This is a genomic window from Candidatus Coatesbacteria bacterium (assembly GCA_014728225.1).
Classification (GTDB): Bacteria; RBG-13-66-14; RBG-13-66-14; order RBG-13-66-14; family RBG-13-66-14; genus WJLX01.
The window spans coordinates 1-26,883 of record WJLX01000003.1 but is presented as its reverse complement, the minus strand read 5'-3'; the positions used below and the strand labels follow the sequence as shown (position 1 = coordinate 26,883).

The window sequence follows — 26,883 nt, the reverse complement described above, 5'->3', positions numbered from 1 at the left end:
GCACCTTTTAGGGGGCGCTGCTTTCCCTGTGAAACCTCTTGCCGAGGAAATGCCCTTATTCCTCGCACTTCTTCTTGCGGCGGGTGACGTAAACGATCTCGCAGTTGCCCCGCCAGAAGATTATCACGCCCAGGAGGAATCCCAGGTCGTAGGCCCAACCGACGTTGGCCGCTTCGTATAGCTCGACGTTCTCCGAGAACAGCGAGAAGATGAAGCTGAACAAGAGGATGAAACCGTGCCAGAGCCCGGCCCAGAAGTTGGCGGGGTCCTTGGCATTGTACTTCTCCGCGTCTCCGGCGGCGCAGCCGACCAGGGACAGCGAGAGGGCGGCGACCAGCAGCAACAGGAACAAGCGGCGTACCTGCCGCCGCGAGAGCTTGAAGGGACCGCGTTTCTCAATCATCTGTCAGCCCTCGTATGGTGAGCGATACTGCGCGAGACGTTGCGAGGCCGGATCCATGGGAACGGGGCTTCGGCCCGCCCTAGTCCATGATGAGCATGATCTCGACGGGGTTTTCGTCGAGTTCGGCGAAACGGCTGAACGAACCCTGGTCGATGGTCGTACGCCAGAGCGTTCCGGCGTCGTCGGCCACCACCAGCAGGCCGGCTTCGGCTTCCAGGTCGCCAGCGACGAGTCGGGCTTCCCAGCCTTCGGCGGCGGGCTCGAGGGTCGTGGTCGCGGTCACGTCACCGAGGGCGACGAGGTGGACGCCGCAGGGGCAGAGACAGAACAGGTGCTCCCCGGGGGCGTCGAAGCCCAGCTCGAAGACGCTTTCGTCGAAGTGCATGATCGTCGCGGCGACGGGTTCGGCGCTCAGCTCGAACAGGGTCACCGAGCCGTCCAGGGCGGCGACCGCACCCCAGCCCGCGCTGGAAACGGCGGTGCAGCAGGCCTGGGCCTCGAGCTCCAGATAGGCCCCCGTCTGCCGCTGGAGATCGCAAACGGCGACCCGGGCGAAGCTCGGCGGGTCGGCGGCTTCACGGCCGGGACGGGAGACGTAACGCTGGACGTAGGTGAACCAGCGTCCGTCCGGGGTCAGGGCGTAGTCGTAGCTGTGGCGGGTATCGGGCAGGTAGGCCAACTGCTCGGAGCCGAAGCCGTCGACCATGTAGCGGTGCACGCCGCCCAGCCCAGGGGCGATGTAATGGTCGGCGTCGTCGGCGGCGAAGAGGGGAACCACGTAGGGCAGCCGCTTGTAGAGGGCGCCGCTTTGCGGATCGACGACGTGGGTCTGACCGTCGCCGTGACAGGCCACATAAAGATAGCGCCCATCCGGGGACAGGCTCAGGTGGGTGGGGGCGGCGGCGAAGTCGTGATGGACGAGGCATGCGCCGGTTTCGGCGTCGAGGGCGGCGACGGCGGCGGATTCGGGTAGGGCGACCCAGACCGTCGCGGCGGCGGCGGTGGAGACGATCAGACAGATCAGCGCTGGGATCGACCTCGACAGCCCGGTCAACTACCCTCCCCTGTCGCTGCCCGGCTGGGAACCGGTTGACCGTGGGGTTTTTCACATTCCGGGTCAGGTGTCGGCCCGCGGGAAAAGCCGGAAGGCAGTATAGGAACGCACCGCTATTTTGTCAAGGGTGGGGTGAAGCTCCCCGCCCGGAGGGGCTGTTGATGTAACTATTTCATTATCTTTATCTTACACTCTCGTCACTAGCCTTGACACTCCCCGGCGGTAACGGTAAAATTGCAACCGTTTTAGTACGCAATCCAACCAGCGCCGGCTCGCGCCAGTCTCCACCCTCAGGAGGGCCATGCACAAGAAGCTCTTCATCCCCGGACCCGTCGAGGTCACCCCCGAAGCGCTCCACGACATGAGTGTGCCGATGGTCGGCCACCGCTCGAAGGACTACGAGAAGATCCACGCCCACTGTGTGGAGAACGTCAAGAAGGTGCTCTACACCGACAAGTTCATCCTGGTGGGCACCTGCTCCTCCACCGGACTGATGGAAGCCGCCGTACGCAACCTGTCGCGCAAGAAGATCCTCTCCGTCGTCGTAGGCGCCTTCTCGGACCGCTGGAACAAGATCGCCCTGGCCAACGGCAAGTCGGCCGACCGCCTGGAGTACGACTGGGGCAAGGCCGCCAAGGCCGCCGACATCGACGCCAGGCTCGCCGAGGGTGATTACGATCTGGTCACCGTGGTCTTCAACGAAACCTCGACCGGTGTGATGAGCCCGCTGAAGGAGATCGTCGAGGCCGTCAACAAGCATGACGACGTCATCCTGGCCGTCGACGCCGTCAGCGGCATGGCCGCCGCCAAGGTCGAGACCGACGCCTGGGGCATCGACTACATGCTCGCCGGCACCCAGAAGGCCTGGAGCCTGCCCCCGGGTCTCGCCGTGGCCGTCGTCTCCGAGCGCTGCTTCGAGCGCGCCGCCGAGGTCGAGAACCGTGGTTTCTACTACGATCTGCTGAACTTCAAGAAGTACGCCGCCGGCAAGCGTACCAACCAGACACCCTCGACACCGGCGATCAGCCTGGTCCACGCCCTCGGCAAACAGGCCGAGCGTTTCAACCGGGACCTCGAGGCCCACTGGGCCAAGCACGTCACCATGCGCGACCTGGTTCACGACTGGGCCGAGTCCCGCGGCTTCGAGCTCTTCGCCGAAGAGGGCTACGAATCGCTTTCGCTGACCTGCCTGACCAACACCAAGGGCATCGACGTCGCCGGGCTCAACGCCGAGCTGGGCAAGCGCGGTTATCATCTCTCCAACGGCTACGGCGCCCTCAAGGAGAAGACCTTCCGCATCGCCCACATGGGCACGATGACCCCGCCCGAGGTGCGTGACCTGCTGCTCAATATCGACGACATCATGGGGTGGTAACCCCCTCGAGCCGGGGGAGCGACCGGAGCGTTCCCCCACCACTTTCCCGGCGGCGGCCGAAGTCGACTGCCACAATCCCGAACCCGCCGTCGTGAACCGCCCGTAGGAGGTACGATGAAGGTACTGGTCACCGACCCCATCGCGGAAACGGCGATCGAGAAAATGCGTGACAACGGCCACGAAGTGGTCGTCAAGACCGGGATGAGCGTCGACGAACTCAACGCCGAAATCCCGGAGTACGAGGTCGTCATCGTCCGCTCGGCCACCAAGCTGCGCGAGCCGACGATCGATCTGGCCGAAAACCTCAAGCTTGTTCTGCGCGGCGGCGTGGGGATCGATAACATCGACCACGAGTACACCCGCGAGAAGGGCATCAAGGTCTGGAACACCCCGGCGGCCTCGAGCCCCGCCGTGGCCGAGCTGGCCGTCGGGCTGATGTTCGCCGTCAGCCGCCACGTTGCCCGGGCCGACGCTTCGATGAAAGCCGGCAAGTGGGAGAAGAAGAAGTTCAAGGGCACCGAGCTGGGCAGCAAGACCCTGGGCGTCATCGGCCTGGGACGCATCGGCACCGAGGTCGCCAAACGGGCCAAGGGCCTCAACATGTACGTCGTGGGCTACGACCCCTTCGTCGAGGAGTGCGACTACTGCCGGATGGTCTCCCTGGACAAGCTGCTGGCGGACTCCGACTTCATCACCCTCCATCTGCCGCACACCAAGGAAACCCACCACATGATCTCGCGGCCCGAGTTCGCCAAGATGAAGAAGGGCGTCACCCTGGTCAACTGCGCCCGCGGCGGGATCGTCAACGAGGAGGCTCTCGTCGAGGCCCTCGAGGACGGCACCGTGGCCCGGGCCGCCGTCGACGTCTTCGAAGAAGAACCGATGGCCCCCGACCATCCGCTGACCAAGTTCGATAACGTCATCCTGACCCCGCACATCGGCGCATCATCCGTCGAAGGTCAGGACCGCATCGGTTACGAGCTGGTCGACAAGGTGGAGAAATTCTCCAAGGGCCAGTACTAGCTTCGCGTCGCGCAAGACGACAACCGGGCTCGACCGTAACGGCGGGCCCGGTTTTCAGTTGGGGTTCGGACACCCCGACGGGGTATTCGCGTTTCGCCGGGCCGGAGCTACGACCTCGTCGTACTCCAATGCTGCGAAGCAGCACCGGCACCAGGTTGTTGCATTGTCGACGGACCCCGCCGGGGTCCGTCGTCGCAACAAGCGCGCCGGTCCTCCGTTCTCGGCGCTTTCATCCCGCCTGACGCCATGAGCCAGGGGCGGCTGGTGACAGCCGCCCCTGCGGTTTCTCGAAGGCCTAAGAAGCGCTCCCGTCGGGGCGGGATTTCAATCCCGCCCGGGTGATGCTATATCAACAACTCGCTACCGGCCGACGACCCGGCCGACGACCACCCGGCGGCTGAGCGCCGCGCCTTGCGTCTCCAACCGCAGCAGATAGACCCCGGCGGCCGCGGCGGCGCAGTTCCAGGCGACCTCGTGCCGCCCGGCGGGCAGTTCGCCCTCGCTCAGCGTGGTCACCCGGCGCCCGGCCAGGTCGTAGACGCTCAGGCTGACGCGCTGAGCCTGCGGCAGCGTGAAAGCGATGCTGACGCTTCCCGACGCCGGATTGGGCCAGGGCTCGTCCAGGCTCAGCCGGTTCGTTTGCTCCGGGGCGACAACAGCCGCCGTCGGCCCGAATCTTTGCACCTGGCCCGCGTTATCCGTGGCCTCCAGCCAATAGACGTAGCTCTCGCCGGGCTCGACGCCCCGATCCAGCCAGCGGCGGGTCTCACCGGGTAGCGAGCCGCTGACGGCGACGGGGTCGCTCCCCCCGCGCAGGACGCGGACACTCGCAGGCACGTCGCCGCTGACCGTCCAGCCCAGCAGGATACCGTCATCGGCGGGCGACGCCGCCAGCTCGACGCCGTCGAGGCCGCTGGCGACTTCCCAGTTGACACTCAGTTCCTGCATGATGGGTGATTCCTCGGCCGTCCCATAGTCAAGCTCCAGCTTGTACTGCAGGTAGCGGCAACCGTCACCGGCGTAGGGGGAAAGGTCGACGCCGGATTCGGGCACCAGCATCCAATCCCCCAACCCGGCCGGATCGTCGGCGGCGCGGACGTAGACCTTCAACTCACTGGAACCGGGCTCCGCGGCTTCCCAGGTGATGACACCCCACTCGTAGCCCGTGCCGTTGGCGTCGCCACCTGGATCGGTGTCCAGCACCGTCGAGGTCAGCTCGCCCGAGGAGAGGAACTCGGTGACCTCCCACCAATCGATCGAATTTTCTTCATACCCGGCGCCGATAACGTCCAGATCGCCGTCGCCGTCGATATCACCGGTTACGGCGCAACAGGCTTTGGAGTACCCTCCAGTGACGTTGTACTCGGTCCACGAGACGCCCTGGCCGTCGTTGGACCACCAGGTTATTTCGTCGGCCCCCCGTGCCGCGCCGACAACGTCAAAGTCTCCGTCGCCGTCAATATCGGCGGCGTGGGCATACACAGCGTCATCGAAGTTATCGTCGATATAGTGAAGCTCCCAGGTTTCCCCCGTGCCCTCCAGGTTCTCCGACCAGCGGATGTCGTTGGCGTCGTTCGGACCGGCGCCGACGACATCCGGATCGCCGTCGCCGTCAATATCGACCACGCTGATGGAACAGACGCCGTCGAAGCTGCCGTCGACCAGGTGCTCGGTCCAACTACCACCCTGACCGTCATCATTGGACCACCAGTTGATGTCGTCATCTCCTCCGGAGGCGGCCAGCAGATCCAGATCGCCGTCACCGTCGATGTCGGCGGCGCGTACCGAATGTGGATTCCAATAGGAATCGTCGATCATATGCTCTGTCAGCTCCGTTCCCGTGCCGTCTTCGTTCTCCCACCAGATCAGGTCGTCGACGGTCACCGCGCCACCCATAATATCCAGATCACCGTCACCGTCCAGATCGGCGGTATGGACGGTACTGGCGCCCCAGAAACCGCCCTTGATCAAATAGCCGGTCCATTCCGTACCCATACCGTCATCGTTCGACCACCAGTTAATTTCCTGGTTGTTGGCCGAGGTTCCCAACACGTCGGTGTCTCCATCACCATCGATATCGGCGGCGTGAACGCAGCTTGCCAGGACGTATTCAAATTGGATCACGTGACAGTCCCAGTTGGTGCCCAAGCCGTCTTCATTCTCATACCAACAGATGCATTCGTCCCATTCGACCGCCGCCAGCACATCAGTGTCACCGTCACCATCGACATCGGCTACATCGATGTGTAGCGGCCCCTCGGGCGAACCCAGCGCGTGCTCGACCGGGGTCTTGGGAGTCGACGAGAGGGGCAGCTCGCCGGGCAGGGCCAGCCAACTGACATCCTGGCCGTCCTCGAAGCCGACCCCCCAGTCGTCGACGGGATCATCGCCACCGCCGCCGCCGGACCAGTCGGTCTGCACAGCCTCCTCGGCGAGGCTGCCACCGGACACAATACAGATAACCAGCAACAATATACGAATCATCAGCACCTCCTAATGCACTTGGCTGTAAACACGCCGCTTACGAAAGGCTCTATAATAAATATATATCTTTATGTTAGAAAAGACGGACAAAGATGTCCGTCTTGGGATGATTGAGATGCAGTCTGAACTTTTTGCTAAATCCCCCACTTGATCCAGATGATCTGGTCACGACGCTGGCCCACGCTGATGGCGGTGACGGGGACGCCGCAGCCCGCGGAGATGTAGTTGAGGTAGTCGCGGGCCTCGGGGGGCAGGTCGTCCCAGGAGGTGATCCCCGAGGTGTCGGTCTTCCAGCCGGGCAGGGTCTCGTAGACGGGCTCGGCGTCTTCCAGCAGGGCTACCGGTAGGGGCATCTCGTCGTATTCGCGGCCCTTGACGCGGTAGGCCCGGCAGACGGGGATCTCGTCGAGGTCGTCGAGGACGTCCATTTTGGAGACGACGAGGCCGTCGAAGCCGTTGACCCGGGCGGCCAGGCGCAGCGGGACCATGTCGAGCCAGCCGCAGCGTCGGGGGCGACCGGTGGTGCGGCCGAACTCGTGACCCTTGTCCTGCAGGTAGTCGCCGACGGAGTTGGTCTGCTCGGTGGGGAAGGGCCCCTCGCCGACGCGGGTCAGGTAGGCCTTGACCACGCCGAGGCAGCGGTCGATGCGGCCCAGGCCGATGCCGGAACCGATGGCGGCGAAGGCGGCCACGGGGTTGGAGCTGGTGACGAAGGGGTAGGTGCCGAAGTCGACGTCGAGGAGGGTGCCCTGGGCGCCCTCGAGCAGGACCTGCCGGCCGCGCTGGATATAATCGTTGATCAGCAGGGAGGTGTCGACGATGTAGGGGGCCAGCTTGGGTCCGAGGGAGCGCAGGTGGTCGTAGACCTCGTCGAGGGGCGGGTACTCGCCGGAGCCGGTCCAGCGGGCGCGGTAGGCGTAAGCGACCTCGAGCTTCTGCCGCAGGTCGCGGGCGTCGAGGAGGTCCTCCATCCGCACACCGTAGCGGGCGTACTTGTCGGAGTAGGTGGGGCCGATGCCGCGGCGGGTGGTGCCGATGGGCGCGGCGGCGTCGTCCTCGAGGGCGCCGTCGGCGGCCTTGTGATGGGGCAGAACGATGTGGGCGAAGCCGGAGACGAACAGCCGCCGGCCGAGGTCGATGCCCCGGGCCGAGAGCTCCTCGATCTCGGTCAGCAGCAGGTCGGCGTCGACGACGCAGCCGTTACCGATCACGCAGGCCGACCGGGGGCGCACCACCCCCGAGGGCACCAGGTGCAGGACGTACTCCTCGTCGCCGACGATGATGGTGTGGCCGGCGTTGGCCCCGCCGTTGAAGCGGATGACCATATCGGCCCGCTCGGAGAGGCAGTCCACGACTTTACCCTTGCCTTCGTCGCCCCACTGGGCGCCCACGACGACGATGGTCGACATCGATCTCCCTTGAATGGCGTAACGTGGTTCGCGCGACGCAAAACCTTGGTATCCTACCACGGCGCGGCAAGCATAACAAGTCGTCTCTGCCAGACACGAACCGGGCGAAGTGATATAATGTAAGTGATCCACCCCGGACGAGCCCCGGGGGACCGGATTTGGAAAGATCAAGTGCTGGAGCGGTTCCAGGCGCAGCGATCCCGGATCGCCCGGTGCCGGTTGCGTTGCGGATGGTTCGTTGTACCGTGTTGATTTTACTGGCCTAACCGGGGTTGCAAAGCGATGTGTTGACCGTCCGGTCTCGCCGGGGTATGATTCCCGGCTCGGGTAGTCGTTAATCCTGTTCCGTGTTCGAGCGGTCGAGATGCCTAAATGGATTCCAGTCCTGCTGCTCCTGCCGCCCGTCCTTGCGGCGGCCCAGGACGACCTGTTCGCCCCGGGCCTACCCGCCGAGGGTCTGTTCGACGAGGGCCTGTTCGCGGCGGCGGAGCTCGAGGCCGCCCCGCCGGCGCTATTGCGCGATGATCCCGAAGCGCTGTGGCTGCTGGGCGCCGCCGAACTGGCCCGCGACCTGCCCGCCGAGGGCACGGCCCACCTCGAGGCGCTGATCCTCCAGCGGCCCAATCAGCGGCACCTGGAGCGCTCCCTGTTCCTGCTGGGCGAGGGTTACGCCGCTCAGGGGCTGCACCACCGCGCCGCCGAGCGTTTCGGCTCCGCCGCGCGCATCGCCTCCAAGCCGATGACCCGGCGCTACGCCATCTTCAATCTCGGCGAGAGCCTCTACGACGCCGGGGATTACGCCCGGGCCCTGGAGGCCTACCGGACCGTCGAGCGCGAGTTCGACGAGGTCTGGTGGGGCCTGTACTTCGCCACGGCCCAGGCCGAGGTGCAGTTGGGCGACAACGCCGCCGCCGTGGAGAGCCTGCGCCGGGCCCGGGAGGTCTGTCCGGGTCCGCAGCTCGGCGGTCAGGTGGATTACTGGCTGGGCCGGGTGCTGGCCGCCGAGGGCCGCTACGCCGAGGCCGCCGCGGCCTACGACGCCGCCGTCGTCGTCGGGCCCCATCCCTTCCACGCCCGGGCGGAGTTGGAGGGCGGCTTGACGGCCTATCTGCGCGGCGACTACGCCGGGGCCGTCGAACGCCTGAGCCGGGCCGCCCGCAGCGAGGTGCTGGAGGACGCCGCCGTCGCCGAGGCCCGCTACTACCTGGGGCGTTCCTACTTCGCCCAGGAGGATTACGCCGCCGGCGAGGCCCTGGCCGCCGGCTTGCTGGACGACGAAGACTGGTCCACGGCGGCGCGCTGGCTGCTGGCCGAATCCGCCCTGCGCGGCGGGGATTACGCCGTCGGCGCCGAGCAGTTCGCCGTGCTGGCCGCCGGTTACGGCGAAGGCGCCCGTCTGGCCCGCTTCAAGCTCGGCCTGTGCCTCTTCCGCCAGGGCGCGCTTCTCGACGCCGAAGAAGCCTTCGCCGCCGTGGCCGGCCCGACCGGTGATGACACCGCCGGCTACTGGCTGGCCTTGACCGTCCTGCGCCGGGGCGAACCCCAACGCGCCGCCGGGCTGTTCCGCCCGGTCTACGACGGCGGCGGACCCCTGGCCGACAACGCCCTGCTCGAGCTGGCCGACCTGGCCGCCGCGGCCGGCCGGACCACCGAGGCCGTCGAACTCTACGGCCGGTTGATGGCTGAGTTCCCGGCCAGCGAGCTGCGCCCCCTGGCCCTGTTCAGCCGCGGCCGCAGCTACGTCCGTCTCGGGCGGCACCAACTGGGCCAGAACGACTACGCCGCCCTGGTCGCGGCTTATCCCGCCGATGAGCTGGCCGACGACGCCCTCTACCTGATCGCCCAGGCGGCCTTCGAAACCGGTCGTCACCAGGAGGCCCGGCCCGTCTACCGGCGGATCGTCGAGGACTATCCCGCCTCGCGCTACCGCGACTACGCCCGCTTGCGCTTGGCCGACTGCCGCTACGAGCTCGGCGAGTACAGTGAAGCCCGGCGCCTCTACCAGGAGACCGCCGCCGACACCCGGCTCAGCGAAGTGGCCGACGACGCGGCCTACGGCGCCGAGCTGGCGGCCTGGAGGCTGGGCGAGTATCCCGACGTCGTCGCCGCCACCCGCAGCTATCTGGAGCAGCGGCCGGACAGCTACCTGGCGCCGGAGCTGCTGCTCTACCTGGCCCGGGAGCGCGGCCGGGCCGGCGACCTCGAAGGCGCCGTGGCCTACTACCGGCGGATCATCAACGATTATCCGGAAGCGCCGGAGCTGGCCGCCGCCTCGTCGGAGTTGGCCGAAGCCTACAGCCGCGGCGGCGATCCCGCCGAGGCCCTGGAGCTGCTGCGGCGGGCCCTGGCTGAAACCCCCGCGGGACCCGGCCGCGCCGGCCTGCACTTCCGCCTGGCCCGGGCGGCCCGGGAGACCGGCGACTACGACCTGGCCCTGCGGCATTACAACGCCGTCATCCTGGAGTATCCGGGCAGCGTCGATTGGCTCGGCGCCAACTATGAAGCCGCCGAACTCTACCACGAGCTGCAGGAGACCGCCGCGGCCCGCGCCGCCCTGCAGCGTGTCCTGGCCGCCGTCGACGACGGAGCCTTCTATTACCGCGCCCGCTTGCTCGCCGGTTTCGTCGAGCAGCAGGCCGGCTACGAATCCCGGGCCCTCGAACATCACGCCGCCGCCGCCAACGCCGACGATCCCGGCGTCGCCGTCCAGGCCCTGTTCTGGCTCGGGGAGCTCAACTACGGCATCGGCCGCCTCGACGAGGCCCTGGCCCGTTTCCAGGAGCTGGTCGACAGCTACGGCGAGGCCTATCCCTCCTACGCCGCCCGCTCGATTCTGCGCCGCGGGCTGATCTTCGAGCGCCGCGACCAACCCCAGGCGGCCCGTCGTCAGTACCGCAAGGTCCTCGACGGCGACTACGCCCAAAGCTACCAGGATCGGGCCGCCCAACGCCTCGCCGGTCTGGAGTGATCAACCGCCCCCCCGTCAGCCTGTTGATCGTCCTGGCGACGGCGCTGAGCGCCGCCGCCGACCGGGCCGAGGAGCTGGCCTTCGACGAGACCGCGGAGCTGCTGGGCGATCCGCCCCAGTTCGCTGAAATCGCCGAACCGTTCAGCGAGCTGGTGCTGACGACGGGCAGCCGTTTCATCGAGCAGAGCTACGCCGCCCAGAGCGAGATCCTCGGCGAGAGCCTGTTCCCCGAGCGGCGCACCCACCTGGTGCGCGTCAGCGGCGGCCTGTCGACGGAGCTCGACGGCCGGGCCGAGCTGGTTCACGCCCTGGAGCTCGAACCCTTCGCCTACAGCCTGCGCGCCGACTACGGCGCCGCCGAAACCGCCGTCGCGCCCCGCCGCGGCGGCGGCGCCCGTCTACGGGCCGGCTGGCTGGGCGCGGCCGGCGACCGCCTGATTCTCGACGCCGCCTACGACGGCTGGGGCTACGAGTACCCGGACTTCGCTCAACGTCAGGAACGCTGGCGGACCGATCTGTGGGGCGTCTGGCGACCGACCCGCCGCCTGACCACCTACGCCCGGCTGGGCGGGGCCGGTCTGGAGCAGACAGGCACGCGTTGCGCCGCCGTCGACAGTTTGAGCCTCGACGCCGGCCTGCGCCTGTTCCTGGGCTCCGACGACTACCTGCGTTTCGACGCCGGCTATCTGGCGCCCCTCGTTGAAGATGCGCCGGGGCTGGCGGCCTGCGAACTCAGCAACACCTTCACCCTGGACCGGGTGCTGTTCATTACCGCCGGTGTCGGCCTGGCCCACGACGGCGAACCCCACCTGACCTACGACGGCGCCGCCCGCCTGCTGCTGGGGCCGCTGTCGCTGATCAGCGTGGTGGCGGTCCGGCGGGCCGAACGCCCGGACCCGCCCCGGGAGGATTACGCCGTCGCCGGGCTGGGCGGCCTGGACGCCGCCGCCTGCGAACTCAGCGAGGACTACTACCTCGAGTACTCCCTCCACTTCGCCGAGACCTCGATCGCCGGTGTGCGCGGCGGTTTGCGCTTCTTCGACGGGCGGCGCGAGTTGACCCTGGTGGAACCCGCCGCGCTCGAGTATGCGACCGGTCCGCCGCGGGAGCTGTTGACCGGCGCCGTCTTCCTCGACTACAGCCTGCCCCCCGCCGGCTGGGGCGGCCGCCTGCGTCTGAGCTACGAGCTGGCCGAGCCCAACCCCCCGTGGTTCGAAGCTCCCGGCGATCCGCCGCCCCACCAACCCGTCCACCGCGCCGAGCTGGCCCTGGAGCTGCGACCTTTGGACGCCCTCGGTGGACGGCTGGAGGCTCTGTTCACCGGCGAACGACATGACGGCGCCGGCGGAAATCTCGAGGCGCAGACCGAGCTCAACCTGGCGCTGGAGTGGCGGATCGATGAACACTTCGGCTTGACCGTCTTCGTCGACAATCTCCTGGACCAACGGCTCTACGACAACGCCCTGGCTCCCCGCGGCCCCCTGGCCGCCGGCCTGCGGGCCGCCGTTTCCTGGTAAAAGCGTCCATTTGCAGGACCGCGCGGCTTGCCCCGACCTCGATCCGAGTGGTATATTGAAGCCTACACGCTCCAACCACCCCGGACGGTCGGATGGCTGACAAAGAGGCAAGTATCCCGCGTCGTCTGTGGCGCTTTTTCGGCTCACTACGGGTGCTGTTCTGGCTGTTGACGGCGACGGCGCTGATTTCCCTCGTCGGCGCCTTCATTCTGCAGCAGGGACCCGCCTGGGCCTATGTCGAACTCTACGGCGAGGGCTGGTCCGAGATCATCTTCGCCCTGGGCGCCAACGACCTGTTCCACACCCCGTACTTCATCCTCCTGCTGGCCTGGCTGACTGTCTCGTCGACGGTCTGCGGCCTGCGCAGCCTGCGCGGACGCCGACGCGCCGCTGCCGCCGGCGGCGCCTTCCGACCCCAACGGACGCTGACCCTCACCGGCGAGCCCCGCCAGTTCCTCTCCCTGACCTCCGTGCGACTCAAGCGACGCTCCTGGACGGTACGCCGGGACGATGAGGCCCTCTACGCCGAGCGCGGACGCTGGGCCTGGTGGACCTCCGCCGCCCTGCACCTGGGCACAGCCCTGCTGATTCTGGCCGGTGCGCTCAAGCTCCTCGGCGGCGACTCGGCCACCCTGGTGCTGTTCGAGGATCAGGTCCAGCTCGTACCACCGCACATGGCCGCCGGGCTCGAGGTCTCCAGCCCGGACTTCGGCACCCTGACCGATCCCAACTCCGGCCGGGTGCTGTCCTACTACACCGAGCTCGAGGTGCGCGACCCGCAGGACGGGGCCGAGGAAAGGCACCACCTCGAGGTCAACCTGCCCTACCGCCGCGACGGCCTGGCGGCCTACCAGAGCTTTGTCGACGAAATTCAGCCCGTCGAACTCTACCTCGGGCCGCCGGCCGAGCTGACGACCTTCGTCGAACAGCTCCACGCCTACCAGCGCTCCCAGGCCTACCCCCTGGCCGTCGAGCTGCGTCTGGAGCCCCTGACCCAGCCTCCCCCGACCCCCGCCGCCGAGAATCTCGATCTGCCGGTGCCCGAAGAGGTACCCCTCGAGGAAACCGGCCCTGCCGCTGCAGGGACCGTTCCCGCCGCCGAGGCCGTCGAGGCTGCGGCCGCTCAAGCCGCACCCGCGCCGCTCAGCCGCAATATCCGCGTGCCCCTCGAGGGCGGCCCGACGGCCCTGCCCGGCGGCTACGACGTCGAGGTGCTGGGCTTCGACGCCGCGGCGCTGACTTCCGACGGCGCGCCGGCCCCCGCCGTCACCGTCCGCCTGACCCGGAACGGCGAGGTTATCGTCGATGGAGCCCGGGTCTTCGCCCGCCGCTTCGGCGGCGCCGAAGGAGCCCTAGAGGCCGGCGGCTACGCGATCAGCCTGGGCCGCGTCATCTACACCTCGACGCCGCAACCCGAGCTGCCCGCCGCGATCGAACGTCACCGGCTCTACGGCGGCGAAACCGGCGGCGCGGGCACCTGGCTGCCGCCGCGGGGCGGGGACGGTCAACCCCTTCACGTCGCCTTCGCCGTCCACGAAGGCTTGCTGCTGCGCCGCGGCTTGCTGGACGACGAAGGCTCCGCGGCCACCCCGTGGACACTGCCCGCCTCCCTGGACGCCGATCCGACCGCCGTCATCGCTCTCGACGACGAAACGGCCGCCGCCTACCGCCTCGGTGAACCCGAGCCGATCAGCGGCCTAGAACTCAAGCGCGATCCCGGCCTGTGGCTGTTCTGGCCCGGGGTGGCGCTGCTGACCATCGGCTCCGTGCTGTTCGTCCTCTTCCCCCATCGGCGCCTCTGGCTGCGCCTGGAAGACAACCGCGTGATGGTGCGCAGCGCCCGCCTGACCGAGGGACGGTTGCGAAAACTGCTGTCGCCGGAAGGGGGTGGCCAGCAATGAAAACGACCACCCTGCTGCTCTGTCTGGTATGCTGCGCCTGGGCCTTCGACGGACCGCCACCGAACGATATCGCCCCCCTCGACCGCGATCCCGGCGCTGACACCGTCGATCTCTGGCTCCAACTCGACATCCCCGAAGGGCTCGAAGAGGCGGGCATCAAGGTCGGCGGCAACGAGGAGGTCTTCCTCTCCTTCGCCGCCCATCTGCGCGAGCAACTGACCGACGGCCGGACCCCACCGGGCCGCGCCGGCGAACTCGACGCCGCCGCCTTCGCCCTGTGGTTCCTCACCGGCGGGGCCGACCGCGAACCCGTCTTCTATCTGCCCGCCTGCCCGAGCCTGGGCATCGCAGAAAGCCGCCACCTCGCCCCGGTGGAAGCGGCCGCCCTGCTCGACGGCCTGGAGCCCGCCGACGACGCCTCCCGCCGCCGACTGCGCGAAATCCGTCAACGCCTGGGCTTCATCGCGGCCCACGGCCGTCTGGCCGATCTGCTGCTGCTCGCGCCGCCCTCCGAGTACGACAATCGCTGGCGCGACCTGAACCAGGGCTCCGATCCCCTGGCCGTCGACGCCGCCCGCAGCGACTTCGAAAGGCTGACCGTCGATGCCGAACCGGCGATGCTGGAGGGCGCCGACGCCTCCCTGGCCCAGCTCGAAGACCAGGCGGCCCTGTACGGGCTGGCCGCCGAGCTGACCGGCGCCGCCCGCACCGGGGATCCCGCGGCGACACAGACCGCCCTGTCGGCCTTCTACGAGCGCCTCGTCACCGCCAACGACTGGCGCGAGGGCTATCCCGCCGAGGAGTTCCGCTCCGCCTACGCCACCTACAAACGCCTGCCCCTCTACGACTGGGCCCACTACGCCTACGCCCTGGCCGGGCTGCTCTTCCTGGTCGCCCTGATCCTCAACCGCTCCCGCCTGGCCTGGCTGGGGATCGGCGCCGTCGGCCTGGGCTTCGTCGCCCACGCCGCCTTCCTGGCCCTGCGCTGGTACCTCTCCGGCCACTCGCCGACCTCGGGCATGTTCGAGTTCCTGGCCCTGCTGTCCTGGAGCATCGTCGGCGTCTATCTATACTTCGCTCTGCGGCGCGAGATGCATCAGGGCGGCCTGGGCGTCGTGCTGCTGGTCTTCGCCCTCTGGCTGCTCTCCGATATCCGCGGCCAACGAATCGTTCAACAGATCATGCCCGCCCTGGACAGCGTCTGGATGACCCTCCACGTCGGGCTGGTGGCCATCGGCGAAGGCATCCTCGGCGTCGGCTTCATCTTCGCCGTCCTCTATCTGATCAAGAGCTACTCCGCCGATCCGGCCAAACCCGGCCGCCTGCCCACGGCGGCGACGCTCAGCGACTACACCTACCGCTCACTGAGCTTCGCCTTCCCCTTCTACGCCGTCGGCGGCATCCTGGCCGGAATGATCTGGGCCGAACAGGCCTGGGGCACCTGGTGGAGCTGGGACCCCAAGGAAACCCTGGCCCTGTTCGCCGGTATCGTGCTGCTGCTCTACCTCCACGCCCGACGCGTGGGCGACTGGCGCGACCGCCGCCTGGGCTGGCTGGCCCTGGCGCCCTTCCTCGTCGCCGTGCTCAACCTGCTGAGCAACCTGATCATCCGCGGTCTCCACGCCTACGGCTAGCCCCGGCGCCGGCAACCGACGACCGGCAAACCCGAGCTAACACCGAACCCCGCCCCGCCGGAGTTGGCACGGTTTTTGCGGCGGCGAAACCCGTGGGCCGTTCCGGGGGTCGTGGTGTCGCAAAAACCGTGCCAACTCCGGCGGGTCAAGACCGGCGGCGCAAGTTCAGCCGTCGGTTGCCGGCGCCGGGGCGGCAGCCCGAGTAATCCACGGGCGATCCGTCCGAAGCGTCAGGGTATCTTAGCTGTAAACTCAACCGCATGACGCTCCGGGCGGACGGGGAATCGCGCTGCCCGGCCGCCCGCGTCGGCCCTTCACCTTGAGGAAATGAACAATCGCCTTCTGTCAGCAACGATCGCAATCCTGGCCTTGCCGCTCGTCGGCGGCGTCGGGGCCCTGGAGTTGAGCCTGGACGAGGCCGTCGAGCTGGCCCGGGGCGTTGATCGCCGGATCGAGGAGGCGGCGGCGACGGTCGACGCCGCCCGGGCTGCCCGCCTGGCGGCCTGGGGCAGCTATACGCCGGTTATCGCCTTGAGCGCCGGCCTGCTGCGCAACTGGAGCGGTCCGTCGACGATGACCTTCGAGGACCCCTTCTCCGGCGACGAGCTCGAGTTCGCCTCGCCGGAGGAGGTCGAGAACCGGGCCACCCTCGGCGCCCAGGCCAACCTGTACCTTTACCGGGGCGGCGCCAACTACGAGGGCATCGCCGCCGCCGATGCGGCTACCACGGCCGCCCGGGCCAATGCCGCCGCCCTGGCCGATCAGGTGGTCTTCGAGACCCGTTCGGCCTACGTCGAGTTGTACCGGGCGCGCAGCCGGTTGGAAAGCGCCGAACGCTCCCTGACCTCGGCCCGCGAGCAGTTGCGCTTCGCCGAGAGGCTGACCGAGGTGGGCTCCCTGCCGCAATCCGACGCCCTCAAGTCCCGGGCCGCCGTCGACAGCGCCGAGCTGGCGGTCATCCAGGCCGCCAACAGTGTCGAGTCGGCCCGGACCAATCTGGCCTTTCTCTGCGGGTTGGACCTGGACGAGCCCATCGAGATCGAAGTACCGCAGCCGGAGCCGCTGACCACGAATCTAGCCGAAGCCCTGGCCCTGGCCGACGACACCCCGGAGCTGCTCGCCGCCCGGGCCGCCGTCGAGGAGGCCGCGGCCAACCACCGCGCCGCCCTGGCCGGCTATCTGCCCCAGGCCTATCTCCAGGGCAGCTACAGTTGGTCCGAGGAAACGCCCCTCGAGGAGGGGGCCCTGGACGAGGGCTACAACTTCACCCTGGGGGCCTACCTCTCCTGGAGTCTGTTCGACGGCTTCGCCACCAACGCCCAACGCTCCTCGACGAACCTGGCCCGGCTGCGAGCGCGCCTGGCCGAACGCGACGCCGATCGCAGCCTGGAGTTGAGCCTGCGCCTGGCTCTCAACGACCTCGAGGCCGCCCGACTCAGCGTCGAGGTCGCCGAGCTCAGTCACGCCCGGGCCGTCGACGATCTCGAGCTGGCCCGGCGTAAACTCGAGTTGGGCTCCGGCACCCTGCGGGCCGCACTGGAGGCCGAGGCCAACCTTTCCGCCGCCGAGCGCTCCCTGACCGACGCCCGGGCCGGCTACGCCATCGCTTGCTACCAGCTCAACCGCCTGCTGGGCGACTACGAGGAGTGATCAACGTGCCCGCCAGCTACCGCGACCGGCTCAACGCCCTGATCGAGGCCAAGCAATCCCGCGTCTGCGTGGGTCTGGACCCCCGCTACGGCCGCCTGCCCGCCGGGCTGCGCCGGGAGGTCGAGGACCTGACCGACGCCGCCGCCCTGCGCACCGCCGAGGCCTACCGCCGCTTCTGTCGCGGGATCATCGAGGCCGTCGCCCCCTACGCCGTGGCGGTCAAGCCGCAACTGGCCTTCTTCGAGGCCGCCGGTCCCGCCGCCCTGGGCGCCCTGACCGACGTCATCGACTACGCCCGCGAGCACGAGCTGCTGGTCATCGCCGACGCCAAGCGCGGCGACATCGGCTCGACCGCCGCCGCCTACGCCGCCGCCTTCCTCGACGACGACGCCCCCTTCCCCGTCGACGCCGTCACCGTCAACCCCTACCTGGGCGGCGATTCCGTCGAGCCCTTCCTCGAGACCGCCGCCGGGACGGGACGCGGGGTCTACGTCCTGGTGCGCACCAGCAACCCAGGCGCCGCCGAGCTCCAGGACCTCGAGCTGGTCGACGGCCGTCCGCTGTGGCGCGCCGCGGCCAATCTGGTCGCCGCCTGGGCCGAGAAGTACCCGGGCGCCGTCGGTTGGGTCTTCGGCGCCACCCGGCCCGAGGAACTGGGCGACGCTCTCGTGCAGCTCGGCGAGCTGCCCCTGCTGCTGCCCGGCTACGGCGCCCAGGGAGCCGGCGCCGTCGACGTCGCCGCCGCTCTCGAGGGCCCCGCCCTGGTCAACTCCAGCCGCGGGATCATCTTCGCCTTCGAGGATGCGAAGCTCAACTGGCGCCAGGCCGTGGCCCGCGCCGCCCTGCGCATGCAGGAGGAGCTGGCCGACCCGGCCTAGGGAACGCCCGCCCCGCCCCCGGCGTTAATAACTTGCACCGCCCGCTGCCAACAACAACTTCCAGACCGCTTCCAGAACGAACACCTTTTCCAACCCGGCTCGCCAAGGCCCAGTGGTGGAGGTTTTATGCGTTTGATCAAGCTCACGGCGATCGTCATCGTACTCAGCGCGGGTCTCGTCGGGGCCCTCGAGTTCAACGGCACCTTCTACGGCCGTTTCGGCTCGGACTTCACCCGGGCCGAGATCGGCGAGACGACGGGCGACGGCGACGGCGACGACATCTACTTCGGCGAGCTGATCCTGCGGCCGGGCTTCCAGCACGATTTCGGCGACTGGGGCGGTCTGGCCGGGACGCTGAGCATGGACTACGACGCCGCCGGTGAGCTGGGCGCCGAGCTGCGCGAAGGCTACGCCGAGTTCGCCTTCGCTCCGGTGGCCGACCTACGCGTCGGCCTGCACGATCTGCGCTTCGGCGCCGGGGGACATTACAACTGGGAACTCGACGGCCCCGACGCCGTCGGCCGGGTCTACCAGAGCCGACCGCTGGGCCTGCGCGCCGTCTACGACTTCGGCGCCCTGGACTACGATTTCTTTATCGGCCTGGGCCGGACGGATCTCGAGCAGGACGCCCTGGCCGCCGGCTTCCGGGTCAACTACGACACGGGAGCCCTCGAGCTGGCCGCCTACGTCGTCGCCGACGCCACACCCCACGACGTGCGCGAGCTGTTCTTCGACCAGTATGTCTCCCGGGCGCCGGGGATGCGCGACGACAACCCGCCCGACGCCTGGACCTTCCGCATGGACCAGTTCGCCGGAGAGCTCGAGACGCGCCACGACCCCCTGCAGACCCTGGCCCTGGGCCTGGAGCTCAGCAACTGGTCCAGCGAGCCCGGCTACCGGCTGCTGGTCGCCTACCACAACTACGCCGATCTAGTCGAGAACGCCAGCTCCGGTCTGGAAACCGGCGGCATGCACCTGTTCGTCTACCCGGAGTTGACCATCCGCAGCGGCTGGTTCGACGGCTACGTCGCCGCCCACTTCGACTACTGGGGCTCCAACGACGCCGACGGTCTCAACGTCTTCACCCCCTACGACTCCGAGGACCCCATCGCCAGCACCATGGCCTACGAGGTGTACTTCGAACCCGGCGTACTCCTCGGCGACGGGCTGCGGATCGCCCTCGGCGGCGGCTACACCGAACCCTCGACCGCCGGCGAGAACGTCGAAGGCACCTCGTCGGACGAATCCCTCGACGCCTCCTTCTTCGGCGGACCCCGGGTCTGCTGGACGCCGCGCCTCGAGGAAGCCTGGCTCAACCTGGTCCTGGGCGGCGACTACCGTCAATGGGCCGTGGCCCTCTACGACGTCGAAGGCTCCGAAGTCGACGAGAGCCGGGAGATCACCGCCTGGGTCCGCGCCGAGGTCCAGTTCTAAGGGACGGGAATGATCGAACGGGCCAAAGTGATCGAGCTGCTGGACGACGACCGGGCCGAAGTTACAATCCTGCGCGACGAAAGCTGCGGCGACTGCAAGATCTGCCACTCCCTCAACCCCGGCAAGCCCTACAGCCTGATCGCCGACAACACCGTCGGCGCCCGACCCGGCGAAACCGTCAAACTCGAGATCACCCCGCGGCGGATGATCGGCCTGAGCCTTCTCGTCTTCGGCCTGCCCGTCGCGGCCTTCATCGTCGGCTACCTGCTGCTCTCCCTCTTCGTCGACACGACGACGACGGCGGGCACCGGCCTGGCCGTCGGCGGCGGATTGCTCTTCCTGGCCGGCGCCTTCTGGACGGCCTCGCGCTACGACCGCCGCCGCCGCCGACCCCTCGTCCGCCTCATCGAACGGCTGGAGGAACACCCCGACGACGACTCCGGCGGCGCCGCCGACTAACTACCTCCAACAACGGAGCGGGGCCGGCCCCGCTCCGTTGTTCGATTCTGCCGGAACCCCGGCCGCGAGCCCGTTGAAAAGCAGTTCAGCAGACGGAGCGAAACCACCCGGACCCCCCACCGCCGGAACCGGCACGGTTTTTGCGGAGGCGCAGCGTTACACCCGCCGGTAACGGTCGCCGAGATGCAAAAACCGTGCCGGTTCCGGCCCGCGGAGCCTTGCGTTGTCACAGTTCGCGCTTTTCAACGGGCTCGCGGCCGCCCCTACCCAGACCATGTTTCCCAATCCCCTCCAGCGCCGCTTCCACCGCCGCCTCAGCGTGCTGCTGGCGCTTTTCGCCGTAACGCAAGCGGTCGGGGGCGAGGTCTACCGGGCCACGCCCGGGACGCTGATCGAGCTGACCGGAGACGGTGCGACCAGGGAGTTCGCCCTGCCCCACGTGGGCATCCTGCGCGGTAGCGAGGAGGTCGTCTACGCCGGGCGGGTGCTGGCGCCCCTGGCGGATTACCGGCTGGATTACGACGCGGGCAGGCTGTTGCTGCTGACCGTCACGCCGCAGCCCGGCGAGGTCGTTCAGCTCAGCTACCGCTACCTGCCGCTGACGGGGGTCGAGCCGCCGGAGCTGCGCTTGACCGGCGAGTACGCCCAGTACGTCGGCGTCGGTGACCGCCTGGAGATAACGGGTTCCAAGGGGCTGGGGCTGCGCCTGGACGCCGGCGGCGTCGGCCTGGAGCAGTCCCTCGACGTCAGCCTTTCCGGCGAGTTGACTTCGGGCCTGCGTCTGGAGGGCGTGCTGTCCGACCAGGACCTGCCGGTCAGCGTCGCGGGCACCACGGCGGAGCTGGAGGAACTGGACGAGGTTCGGCTGTCGGCCTGGACGGAGGAGCTGCGTCTCGATCTGGGCGATTACGACCTCAGCGGACCGACGGGGAAGGTCGAGGAGCGCTACGGACCCGGTGAACGCCGCCTGGAGGGCGGCCAGGTGCGGCTGGACTACGAGGCCTGGGGCTTGAGGGCGGTGCTCAGCCGGGCACCGGGCCAGACCACCGCCCAGCGCTTCACCCCGGAACCGGGCGTCGCCGGTCCCTATTTCCTTGAAAGCGCCGACGGTGAAACGAACCTGGTCGTAGTGCCGGGCTCCGAGGAGGTCTATCTCGAGGGCCGCCGCTTACGCCGCGGCCGCGACGCCGACTATGTCATCGATTACACTCTGGGCGCCCTGACCTTCAATCCGACCCTCGGCTTCCCCACCGGGGCCGAGGTCCTGGTGCGCTTCGAGTACACCAGCCGGGGCTACCGCCGGGACCTCTACGGCGGCGGTCTGCGCCTGGCCCTGGGGCCGACGGACTGGAGCGTCGCCTACTATCACGAGGCCGACGACGTCGAGGCCGACCTGTGGGGGATGACGGAGACGGACCGCCTGCTGCTGGAGGGTGCGGGCGACGAGCCCGTCGAGCTGCCCCTGGAGGGCGAGTACTCCTTCGAGTACGTCGGCGCGGGCGCGGGCGATTACGAGCTGGTTTACGACGAGGACACGGGGGGCTACGAATTCGTCCCCAGCCCCGGCGGAGGTTACCGGCGCAAGAGCTGGGTCCTGCCGGCGCCGCGCCGCCACAGTTTGGCCCTGCTGACGGGGGGCTTGAGCGCGGCCGGCCTCGAGGGCGAGCTGGAGCTGGCCCTGTCCGATTACGACGCCAACACCCTCTCCGGTCGCCACGACGACGACAACGCCGGCCTGGCCGGTCGGCTCGAACTGGAGGGCGCCTGGGAGCTGGGCGCAGGCAGGCTGCTGTTCGAGGCCGACGCCGAGCGCCGCGGGGCCGAGTTCACCCCGTCGGCCCCCGGCGACACCGCACCGTCCTTCTACGAACGCTGGGGTCTGACGCCGGAGGAGGCGCTACGCGAACATCTCGACGGCCGCCTGGGTTGGCGCTTCGCCGAAGGCCCCACCCTCTGGCTCTCCGGGGCCGGGCTGTGGCTGACCGCCGAAGCACCCCGGACCGTCTACGCCACCCCGAGCCTCCCGGCGCTCCGTGACTGGTTCCGACGGCAGTACGAACTCGGCGCCGCCCTCGAGTGGCCCGCCCCCCTCGGCCTGGAATACGGCTTCACCCTGCAGCGCGGGCTGACCGACCGGCGGGCGTCGACGGCCCTGCGGCCCGCGGACGACGGTCCCCTCGAGCTGGCGGCCTACGGCCATCGTTTGGCCCTCGCGCCCGACCTCGGCTGGCTGAAGCCCCGCTTCGGCCTGGACTACGACGAGCGGCGCGGCGCTCCCGACCGGCTGCGCCTCGACTACTCGGCCGGGGTCAGCCTGCGTCCAGGTCCGTCCCTGGTGCTGGCCTACGACTACCTCAACGGCCGGCAGTACGGCGCCGGGCTGGAGTGGGACCGTCCCCTCGAGACGGGCTCTCAGACCCACCTCGTCGGCCTGGACTGGCGACCGACCGACAGCGGGCGGCTCTCCCTGGACTACCGCCGCCGCTCAGCCTTCGACCGACGCGACGAGCCCCGCGAGCCGACGGGGGTCAGCGACGCCGGCCGCCTGGGCCTCGACTGGACCCTGTTCAGCGGCGGGCTCGCCCTGAACGCCGACTACGAGCTGGGACGGAGCTGGAGCTACCCCTACGTCGAGCAGTACGTCTACTCCCCCGACGGCGTCGGCAACTACCGCCGCGAGCCCGACCCCGACAATCCCGACGACTGGATCTACATCTTCGATCCCGGCGACCCCGAAGCCTACTACGACCGCGAGCTGCTGCCCGCCGGAGAGCCCGAGCGCGCCGTCGACGCCGCCGGCTCCCTGGCCCTCTCTCTGCGGCCCCGGCGCTTCTGCCCGGCGGGCTGGGCCGAGCTCTTCGAGCTCAACGCCACCCTGCGCGCCGCCAACGAAGGCCCCGGCTCGACCCTCCAACGGGCCCTGCTGACGAACCTCTTCGACGAAGACGCCGCCACCGGCGAGGTCGAGGCCCGGATCGATCTGGAACTCTGGCCCGTCAAGCCCCGCGGCGGCGCGGCCCTGGAGTTCGTTTGGACCGACGGCCTCGACGCCCGCATCAAGCCCCGCCGGGAGCGCTACGGCTCCCGGAGCTGGAGCCTGCGGGCCGACTACGCCCCCTTCAACGACTTGCGGCTCTACGCCGGCGGAGCCTACGAAGAGGAGTGGCGCAGCGGCGCCCTGTCCTACTTCGGCGCCGGCGACGCCGACCGCGCCGTCGACGGCTGGCGGCTCTGGCTGGAACCCCGGCTGAGCCTGGGGGACTGGCGGCCGCGCCTGCGCGCCGAACGCCGGGTCTCCCTCCAACGGTCCGCCGCCGGCGACTCCCGCCTGGCCACCTGGGCCCTGACACCGGCCCTGCAGCTATCCCTCGGCGGCTGGGGCTCCCTCGAGCTCTCCTGGCGCCGTCGCGAGCACACCCTCGACGGTCCCCCCACCACGGAATCCCTGCTCTACCGCCGCCCCGGAGTCGATCACCGCTGGCGGGCCTGGCTGGGTCTCAACCTCGGCGTCAACCTCGCCCTCTCCCTCTCCTACACCGGCGAGAACGAACCCGGCCGCGAAACCGTCCACCGCGGCTCCCTCGACGCCAAGGTCTTTTTCTAACCCGCCCGCCCGAACGGCGGCTGATTTCTGCTATGATACCTTCGGTCCCCCAAACCGTAACGCCGTTCTCCAGGGAGGAGCGCACGTGAGCTTCATCGTCGGTCTCTACGTCCGCGAGGGCCTGGTCCTGGCCTCGGACAGCCGCACCACCTACAACGACGTCCACCAGGTGGACGACGTCAACCACCATCATATCGCCGTCGGCATGTCCGACAGCGCTTACAAGACCTTCGTCACCAAGAACGACGTCGGCATCTCGACCTACGGCACCTCGCTGATCAACGGCGCCCCCATCGGCGGCCTGATCCGCGACTTCGTCGACGACGAGCTGGCCCCCGACACCCCCGTCGACGAGGTCGCCAAGCAGATCCAGCAGTACTTCAAAACCAACTTCGAGCAACCCCTCTACACCGGCTTCCTCGTCGCCGGCTACAAGGGCAAGGGCCGGGAGCGCGAGCAGCAGCTCTGGGACGTCTGGGTCCCCGCCGACGCCCCCGTCCGCCAGAACGACCCCAGCCAGCAGGGCCTCAGTTGGCGCGGCGAGACCGACGTCGTCACCCGGCTCATCCAGCCCACCTACATCAAGAACAACCAGACCGGCGAGTTCAACCCCCTGCCCTACTACCAGATCCAGTGGGCCTTCTTCACCCTCCAGGACGCCGTCGACTTCGCCGTCTACGCCATCGAGAGCACCATCGAGCTGATGCGCTTCCAGCCCCGACCCCGAACCGTCGGCGGTCCCGTCGACGTCCTCGCCATCACCCCCGAGGGCGCCCGGTGGGTCCACCGCAAGGAGCTCGGCGTCAGCCGCGACTTCTACAACCCCTTCGACTAGCACTACGAGAAACGGGGGGGCCGCCGCGCCCCCCCCCGAACCTCTCCGGAGAATCCCATGTCCTTCCTCGTCGCCCTCTACGTCCCCGACGGCATCGTCATGGCCGCCGACAGCCGCCTGACCTTCACCCAGACCCGAACCCTCAACGACGGCTCCCAGACCCATACCGCCGTCGGCATCTCCGACTACAGCGCCAAGTCCTTCCTGACACCCTCCGGCGTCGGCATCTGCACCTACGGCGCCGCCGACATCCACGGCAACCCCATCGGCGGCGTCCTCACCGAGTTCATCCTCGACGAAACCGACGAGACCACCAACGTCGACGACGTCGCCCGGCGCCTCCTCGAATACATCCGCGACGCCCACAGCGAACTGCCCACCGGCTTCCTGGTTGGCGGCTATATTGACGGCGAGGACGGCAAGCCCGCGCCGCGCATCTGGGACCTCTACGTCGCCAACAACTACATCAAGCAGACCTGCGTACCCGGACACCACGGCCTGAGCTGGCGCGGCGTCTGCGACGTCCTCACCCGCCTCATCCAGCCCCTCTACGTCAAGAGCGGCGACGACTACACCGCCCTGACCCAGTTCCAGATCCAGTGGTCGGCCATGCCCCTCGGCGAGGCCGTCGACTTCGCCGCCTACGCCGTCGAGAGCACCGTCGAGCTGATGCGCTTCCAACCCCGCGGCCGGACCGTCGGCGGCGAGGTCGAGGTGATGGTCATCACCCCGGCGGGCTCACGCTGGATCAACAAGAAGGAGCTTCGGGTCAGCGGGGATCACTACCTAGGGGTGGGGTAGCCCATAGCCAGGTCATCCTTGAAAAGAGTGACCTTTTCATCTATTATTCACTTTGTTGAAAGGAGGTTCGTATGTGCCCCGAAAAGCCCCAAGATGGTATTAGCGTTGATCTATCGATAGACATAGAAAAAAACCCTCACGGGCGCCATTTTGTGGATTACGCTTTAGTTACGAACAGAGGGGCTTTTGTTATTATTGACTTTGTAGATATCGGTGTTATCAAAGATAAAGAAAAACATCAAGCAATTCAGGAACACAATCTAGTTCTTAAACGCGAAGCTATATCAAGTATCGCTATGCCGACTCATGTAGCAGAAGGTTTACTCCGTGCTTTGAAGAAGCAGCTTGAGGGAACTAATGAATAATTCAAATACATTATATAGCGAAGAGCTTATGCGGCTAATGTTCATTCTATGTCGAGCTTCAACTTATACTGAGATTGATGATGAGTTTCAAGAACCTTCAACAACAGACAAGAATATTGTACTTGACACTTTAGATAAAAAAACCGTGTCAACTGCAAATGAGGAACTGATGACCAACTTGTATTTACATTATAATAATATATCTGAGAGCGCTCTTGATTTGCTCCTAAGTAATAATGTTAATATAAAAACTATCGCAAATATACCTAGAATAATCGATAAGTATATTCCAGACGCTAGGTTATCGCTTAACGTATTTGGTGACGAACCTTATAAAAAGATTCTTGTTCTTGTTAAATCAGATTTGGAGGATGAGGAGCTGCTAGCGGGGATGGAGGCCTTCGAGGACGAATGGTGGTATAAGCCGACCAACTATACTAACGACGTAATGGTAGACATCAACTACGATGTTTGATTGGCACAGCTTCTTCGAGCTGGCCCAGGAACTATGCCCCGCCTCGATCAAAACGGATCTGGACAAGGCGCGGTGTCGGTCGTCGATCAGCCGGGCGTACTATTCTGCACTGTCGCTGAGTCGTAGGTATATCATCCAGATGGATGGTAGTGTCACCCGGGACCAGTTGCGTAACCACGGCTATATCTGTAGCTATTTCGCCGCTCGGGACAGCAGCAGCGAGACCAACCTGGAACTAACCGGCTCGCTGCAAAAGCTGATGCACAATCGCCGTCTGGCCGATTATGACGACAACTACATCGAGCGCCTGCATCTGATGACCAAGCGTTCGCTGCGTATGACTGACCGGATCACCAAGCTGCTCGACGGTCTGTAGGCCGCCCCCCTTGCCTTCCCCGGCCCCCTGGGTTAGTCTTAGGGGGTCGTTTTAGTATCCGTCGGGGTTCGCGAACCGCTGAGCCAGCTGATACTGAGACCGGGCATCAGCCCGCGCAGCGGCGGTAACCGACGTTAACCCGCTGCGACGGACGAGCATAGAGTAATCTAGCCCCAACGAGCCCCAGGCCCGGGACAAACCCAGACAAGGACGGCGACGATGGCCCTCAAGCCCACCG

At 67.5% G+C, this 26,883-nt stretch carries 20 protein-coding genes; 16 read left to right on the top strand and 4 right to left on the bottom strand.

What is annotated here, in order from left to right:
* Positions 1-55 precede the first annotated feature (55 nt).
* Positions 56-403 carry a hypothetical protein gene (locus GF399_00275; GenBank protein MBD3398751.1) on the bottom strand — a complete coding sequence of 116 codons (348 nt, stop codon included), beginning with the start codon at positions 401-403 and terminating at the stop codon, positions 56-58.
* Between the two features lie 79 nt (positions 404-482).
* On the bottom strand, positions 483-1,457 hold the full coding sequence (locus GF399_00270) for a hypothetical protein (protein MBD3398750.1): 975 nt from the start codon (positions 1,455-1,457) through the stop codon (positions 483-485).
* A 301-nt stretch (positions 1,458-1,758) separates the two neighbouring features.
* Here GF399_00270 and GF399_00265 point away from each other — a divergent pair, with 301 nt between their 5' ends.
* Together GF399_00265 and GF399_00260 are read left to right on the top strand one after the other, a co-directional pair.
* On the top strand, positions 1,759-2,832 hold the full coding sequence (locus GF399_00265) for an aminotransferase class V-fold PLP-dependent enzyme (protein ID MBD3398749.1): 1,074 nt from the start codon (positions 1,759-1,761) through the stop codon (positions 2,830-2,832).
* 114 nt (positions 2,833-2,946) lie between these two features.
* Complete coding sequence (locus tag GF399_00260; GenBank protein ID MBD3398748.1) at positions 2,947-3,855, top strand: 3-phosphoglycerate dehydrogenase; 909 nt, start codon at positions 2,947-2,949, stop codon at positions 3,853-3,855.
* A 360-nt stretch (positions 3,856-4,215) separates the two neighbouring features.
* Here the strand turns inward: GF399_00260 and GF399_00255 are convergent, their stop codons facing one another.
* Complete coding sequence (locus tag GF399_00255; GenBank protein MBD3398747.1) at positions 4,216-6,339, bottom strand: T9SS type A sorting domain-containing protein; 2,124 nt, start codon at positions 6,337-6,339, stop codon at positions 4,216-4,218.
* 134 nt (positions 6,340-6,473) lie between these two features.
* Positions 6,474-7,748 carry an adenylosuccinate synthase gene (locus tag GF399_00250; GenBank protein ID MBD3398746.1) on the bottom strand — a complete coding sequence of 425 codons (1,275 nt, stop codon included), beginning with the start codon at positions 7,746-7,748 and terminating at the stop codon, positions 6,474-6,476.
* Positions 7,749-8,112: 364 nt separating this feature from the next.
* Between GF399_00250 and GF399_00245 the strand changes: the two genes are divergently transcribed.
* The 14 genes from GF399_00245 (at position 8,113) to GF399_00180 (ending at position 26,645) form a co-directional block, all read left to right on the top strand.
* On the top strand, positions 8,113-10,716 hold the full coding sequence (locus GF399_00245; protein MBD3398745.1) for a tetratricopeptide repeat protein: 2,604 nt from the start codon (positions 8,113-8,115) through the stop codon (positions 10,714-10,716).
* Positions 10,713-12,233 carry a hypothetical protein gene (locus tag GF399_00240; protein MBD3398744.1) on the top strand — a complete coding sequence of 507 codons (1,521 nt, stop codon included), beginning with the start codon at positions 10,713-10,715 and terminating at the stop codon, positions 12,231-12,233. Before GF399_00245 ends, GF399_00240 begins: the two co-directional genes overlap by 4 nt.
* A gap of 92 nt (positions 12,234-12,325) precedes the next feature.
* On the top strand, positions 12,326-14,134 hold the full coding sequence (locus GF399_00235; GenBank protein ID MBD3398743.1) for a hypothetical protein: 1,809 nt from the start codon (positions 12,326-12,328) through the stop codon (positions 14,132-14,134).
* Positions 14,131-15,768, top strand: a complete 1,638-nt coding sequence (locus GF399_00230) for a hypothetical protein (protein MBD3398742.1) — start codon at positions 14,131-14,133, stop codon at positions 15,766-15,768. Before GF399_00235 ends, GF399_00230 begins: the two co-directional genes overlap by 4 nt.
* A gap of 327 nt (positions 15,769-16,095) precedes the next feature.
* Entirely contained in the window at positions 16,096-17,418 is a 1,323-nt protein-coding gene (locus tag GF399_00225) for a hypothetical protein (protein MBD3398741.1), read from the top strand.
* Between the two features lie 5 nt (positions 17,419-17,423).
* A complete protein-coding gene (gene pyrF, locus GF399_00220; protein ID MBD3398740.1) occupies positions 17,424-18,296 on the top strand; it encodes an orotidine-5'-phosphate decarboxylase in 873 nt (290 codons plus the stop codon).
* Positions 18,297-18,422: 126 nt separating this feature from the next.
* Positions 18,423-19,730: a hypothetical protein gene (locus tag GF399_00215; protein ID MBD3398739.1), complete on the top strand. Its 1,308-nt coding sequence runs from the start codon at positions 18,423-18,425 to the stop codon at positions 19,728-19,730.
* Positions 19,731-19,739: 9 nt separating this feature from the next.
* Complete coding sequence (locus GF399_00210) at positions 19,740-20,189, top strand: hypothetical protein (GenBank protein ID MBD3398738.1); 450 nt, start codon at positions 19,740-19,742, stop codon at positions 20,187-20,189.
* 223 nt (positions 20,190-20,412) lie between these two features.
* Entirely contained in the window at positions 20,413-23,793 is a 3,381-nt protein-coding gene (locus GF399_00205) for a hypothetical protein (protein ID MBD3398737.1), read from the top strand.
* Positions 23,794-23,878: 85 nt separating this feature from the next.
* Positions 23,879-24,628, top strand: a complete 750-nt coding sequence (locus tag GF399_00200; GenBank protein ID MBD3398736.1) for a hypothetical protein — start codon at positions 23,879-23,881, stop codon at positions 24,626-24,628.
* A gap of 57 nt (positions 24,629-24,685) precedes the next feature.
* Positions 24,686-25,429, top strand: a complete 744-nt coding sequence (locus GF399_00195; protein ID MBD3398735.1) for a hypothetical protein — start codon at positions 24,686-24,688, stop codon at positions 25,427-25,429.
* 71 nt (positions 25,430-25,500) lie between these two features.
* Entirely contained in the window at positions 25,501-25,794 is a 294-nt protein-coding gene (locus tag GF399_00190; GenBank protein MBD3398734.1) for a hypothetical protein, read from the top strand.
* Positions 25,775-26,269: a hypothetical protein gene (locus GF399_00185; protein ID MBD3398733.1), complete on the top strand. Its 495-nt coding sequence runs from the start codon at positions 25,775-25,777 to the stop codon at positions 26,267-26,269. The genes GF399_00190 and GF399_00185 overlap by 20 nt, the downstream gene beginning before the upstream one ends.
* Entirely contained in the window at positions 26,262-26,645 is a 384-nt protein-coding gene (locus GF399_00180) for a hypothetical protein (protein ID MBD3398732.1), read from the top strand. Before GF399_00185 ends, GF399_00180 begins: the two co-directional genes overlap by 8 nt.
* The last annotated feature ends 238 nt before the right edge of the window (positions 26,646-26,883 follow it).

Excerpts from the sequence above, each read along its gene's own strand:
- GF399_00190 (MBD3398734.1), top strand. The coding sequence starts at position 25,501 with ATGTGCCCCGAAAAGCCCCAAGATGGTATTAGCGTTGATCTATCGATA.
- GF399_00275 (MBD3398751.1), bottom strand. The coding sequence starts at position 403 with ATGATTGAGAAACGCGGTCCCTTCAAGCTCTCGCGGCGGCAGGTACGC.
- GF399_00195 (MBD3398735.1), top strand. The coding sequence starts at position 24,686 with ATGTCCTTCCTCGTCGCCCTCTACGTCCCCGACGGCATCGTCATGGCC.
- GF399_00210 (MBD3398738.1), top strand. The coding sequence starts at position 19,740 with ATGATCGAACGGGCCAAAGTGATCGAGCTGCTGGACGACGACCGGGCC.
- GF399_00255 (MBD3398747.1), bottom strand. The coding sequence starts at position 6,339 with ATGATTCGTATATTGTTGCTGGTTATCTGTATTGTGTCCGGTGGCAGC.
- GF399_00235 (MBD3398743.1), top strand. The coding sequence starts at position 12,326 with ATGGCTGACAAAGAGGCAAGTATCCCGCGTCGTCTGTGGCGCTTTTTC.
- GF399_00225 (MBD3398741.1), top strand. The coding sequence starts at position 16,096 with ATGAACAATCGCCTTCTGTCAGCAACGATCGCAATCCTGGCCTTGCCG.
- GF399_00250 (MBD3398746.1), bottom strand. The coding sequence starts at position 7,748 with ATGTCGACCATCGTCGTCGTGGGCGCCCAGTGGGGCGACGAAGGCAAG.
- GF399_00215 (MBD3398739.1), top strand. The coding sequence starts at position 18,423 with ATGCGTTTGATCAAGCTCACGGCGATCGTCATCGTACTCAGCGCGGGT.
- GF399_00265 (MBD3398749.1), top strand. The coding sequence starts at position 1,759 with ATGCACAAGAAGCTCTTCATCCCCGGACCCGTCGAGGTCACCCCCGAA.
- GF399_00230 (MBD3398742.1), top strand. The coding sequence starts at position 14,131 with ATGAAAACGACCACCCTGCTGCTCTGTCTGGTATGCTGCGCCTGGGCC.
- GF399_00180 (MBD3398732.1), top strand. The coding sequence starts at position 26,262 with ATGTTTGATTGGCACAGCTTCTTCGAGCTGGCCCAGGAACTATGCCCC.
- GF399_00245 (MBD3398745.1), top strand. The coding sequence starts at position 8,113 with ATGCCTAAATGGATTCCAGTCCTGCTGCTCCTGCCGCCCGTCCTTGCG.
- GF399_00260 (MBD3398748.1), top strand. The coding sequence starts at position 2,947 with ATGAAGGTACTGGTCACCGACCCCATCGCGGAAACGGCGATCGAGAAA.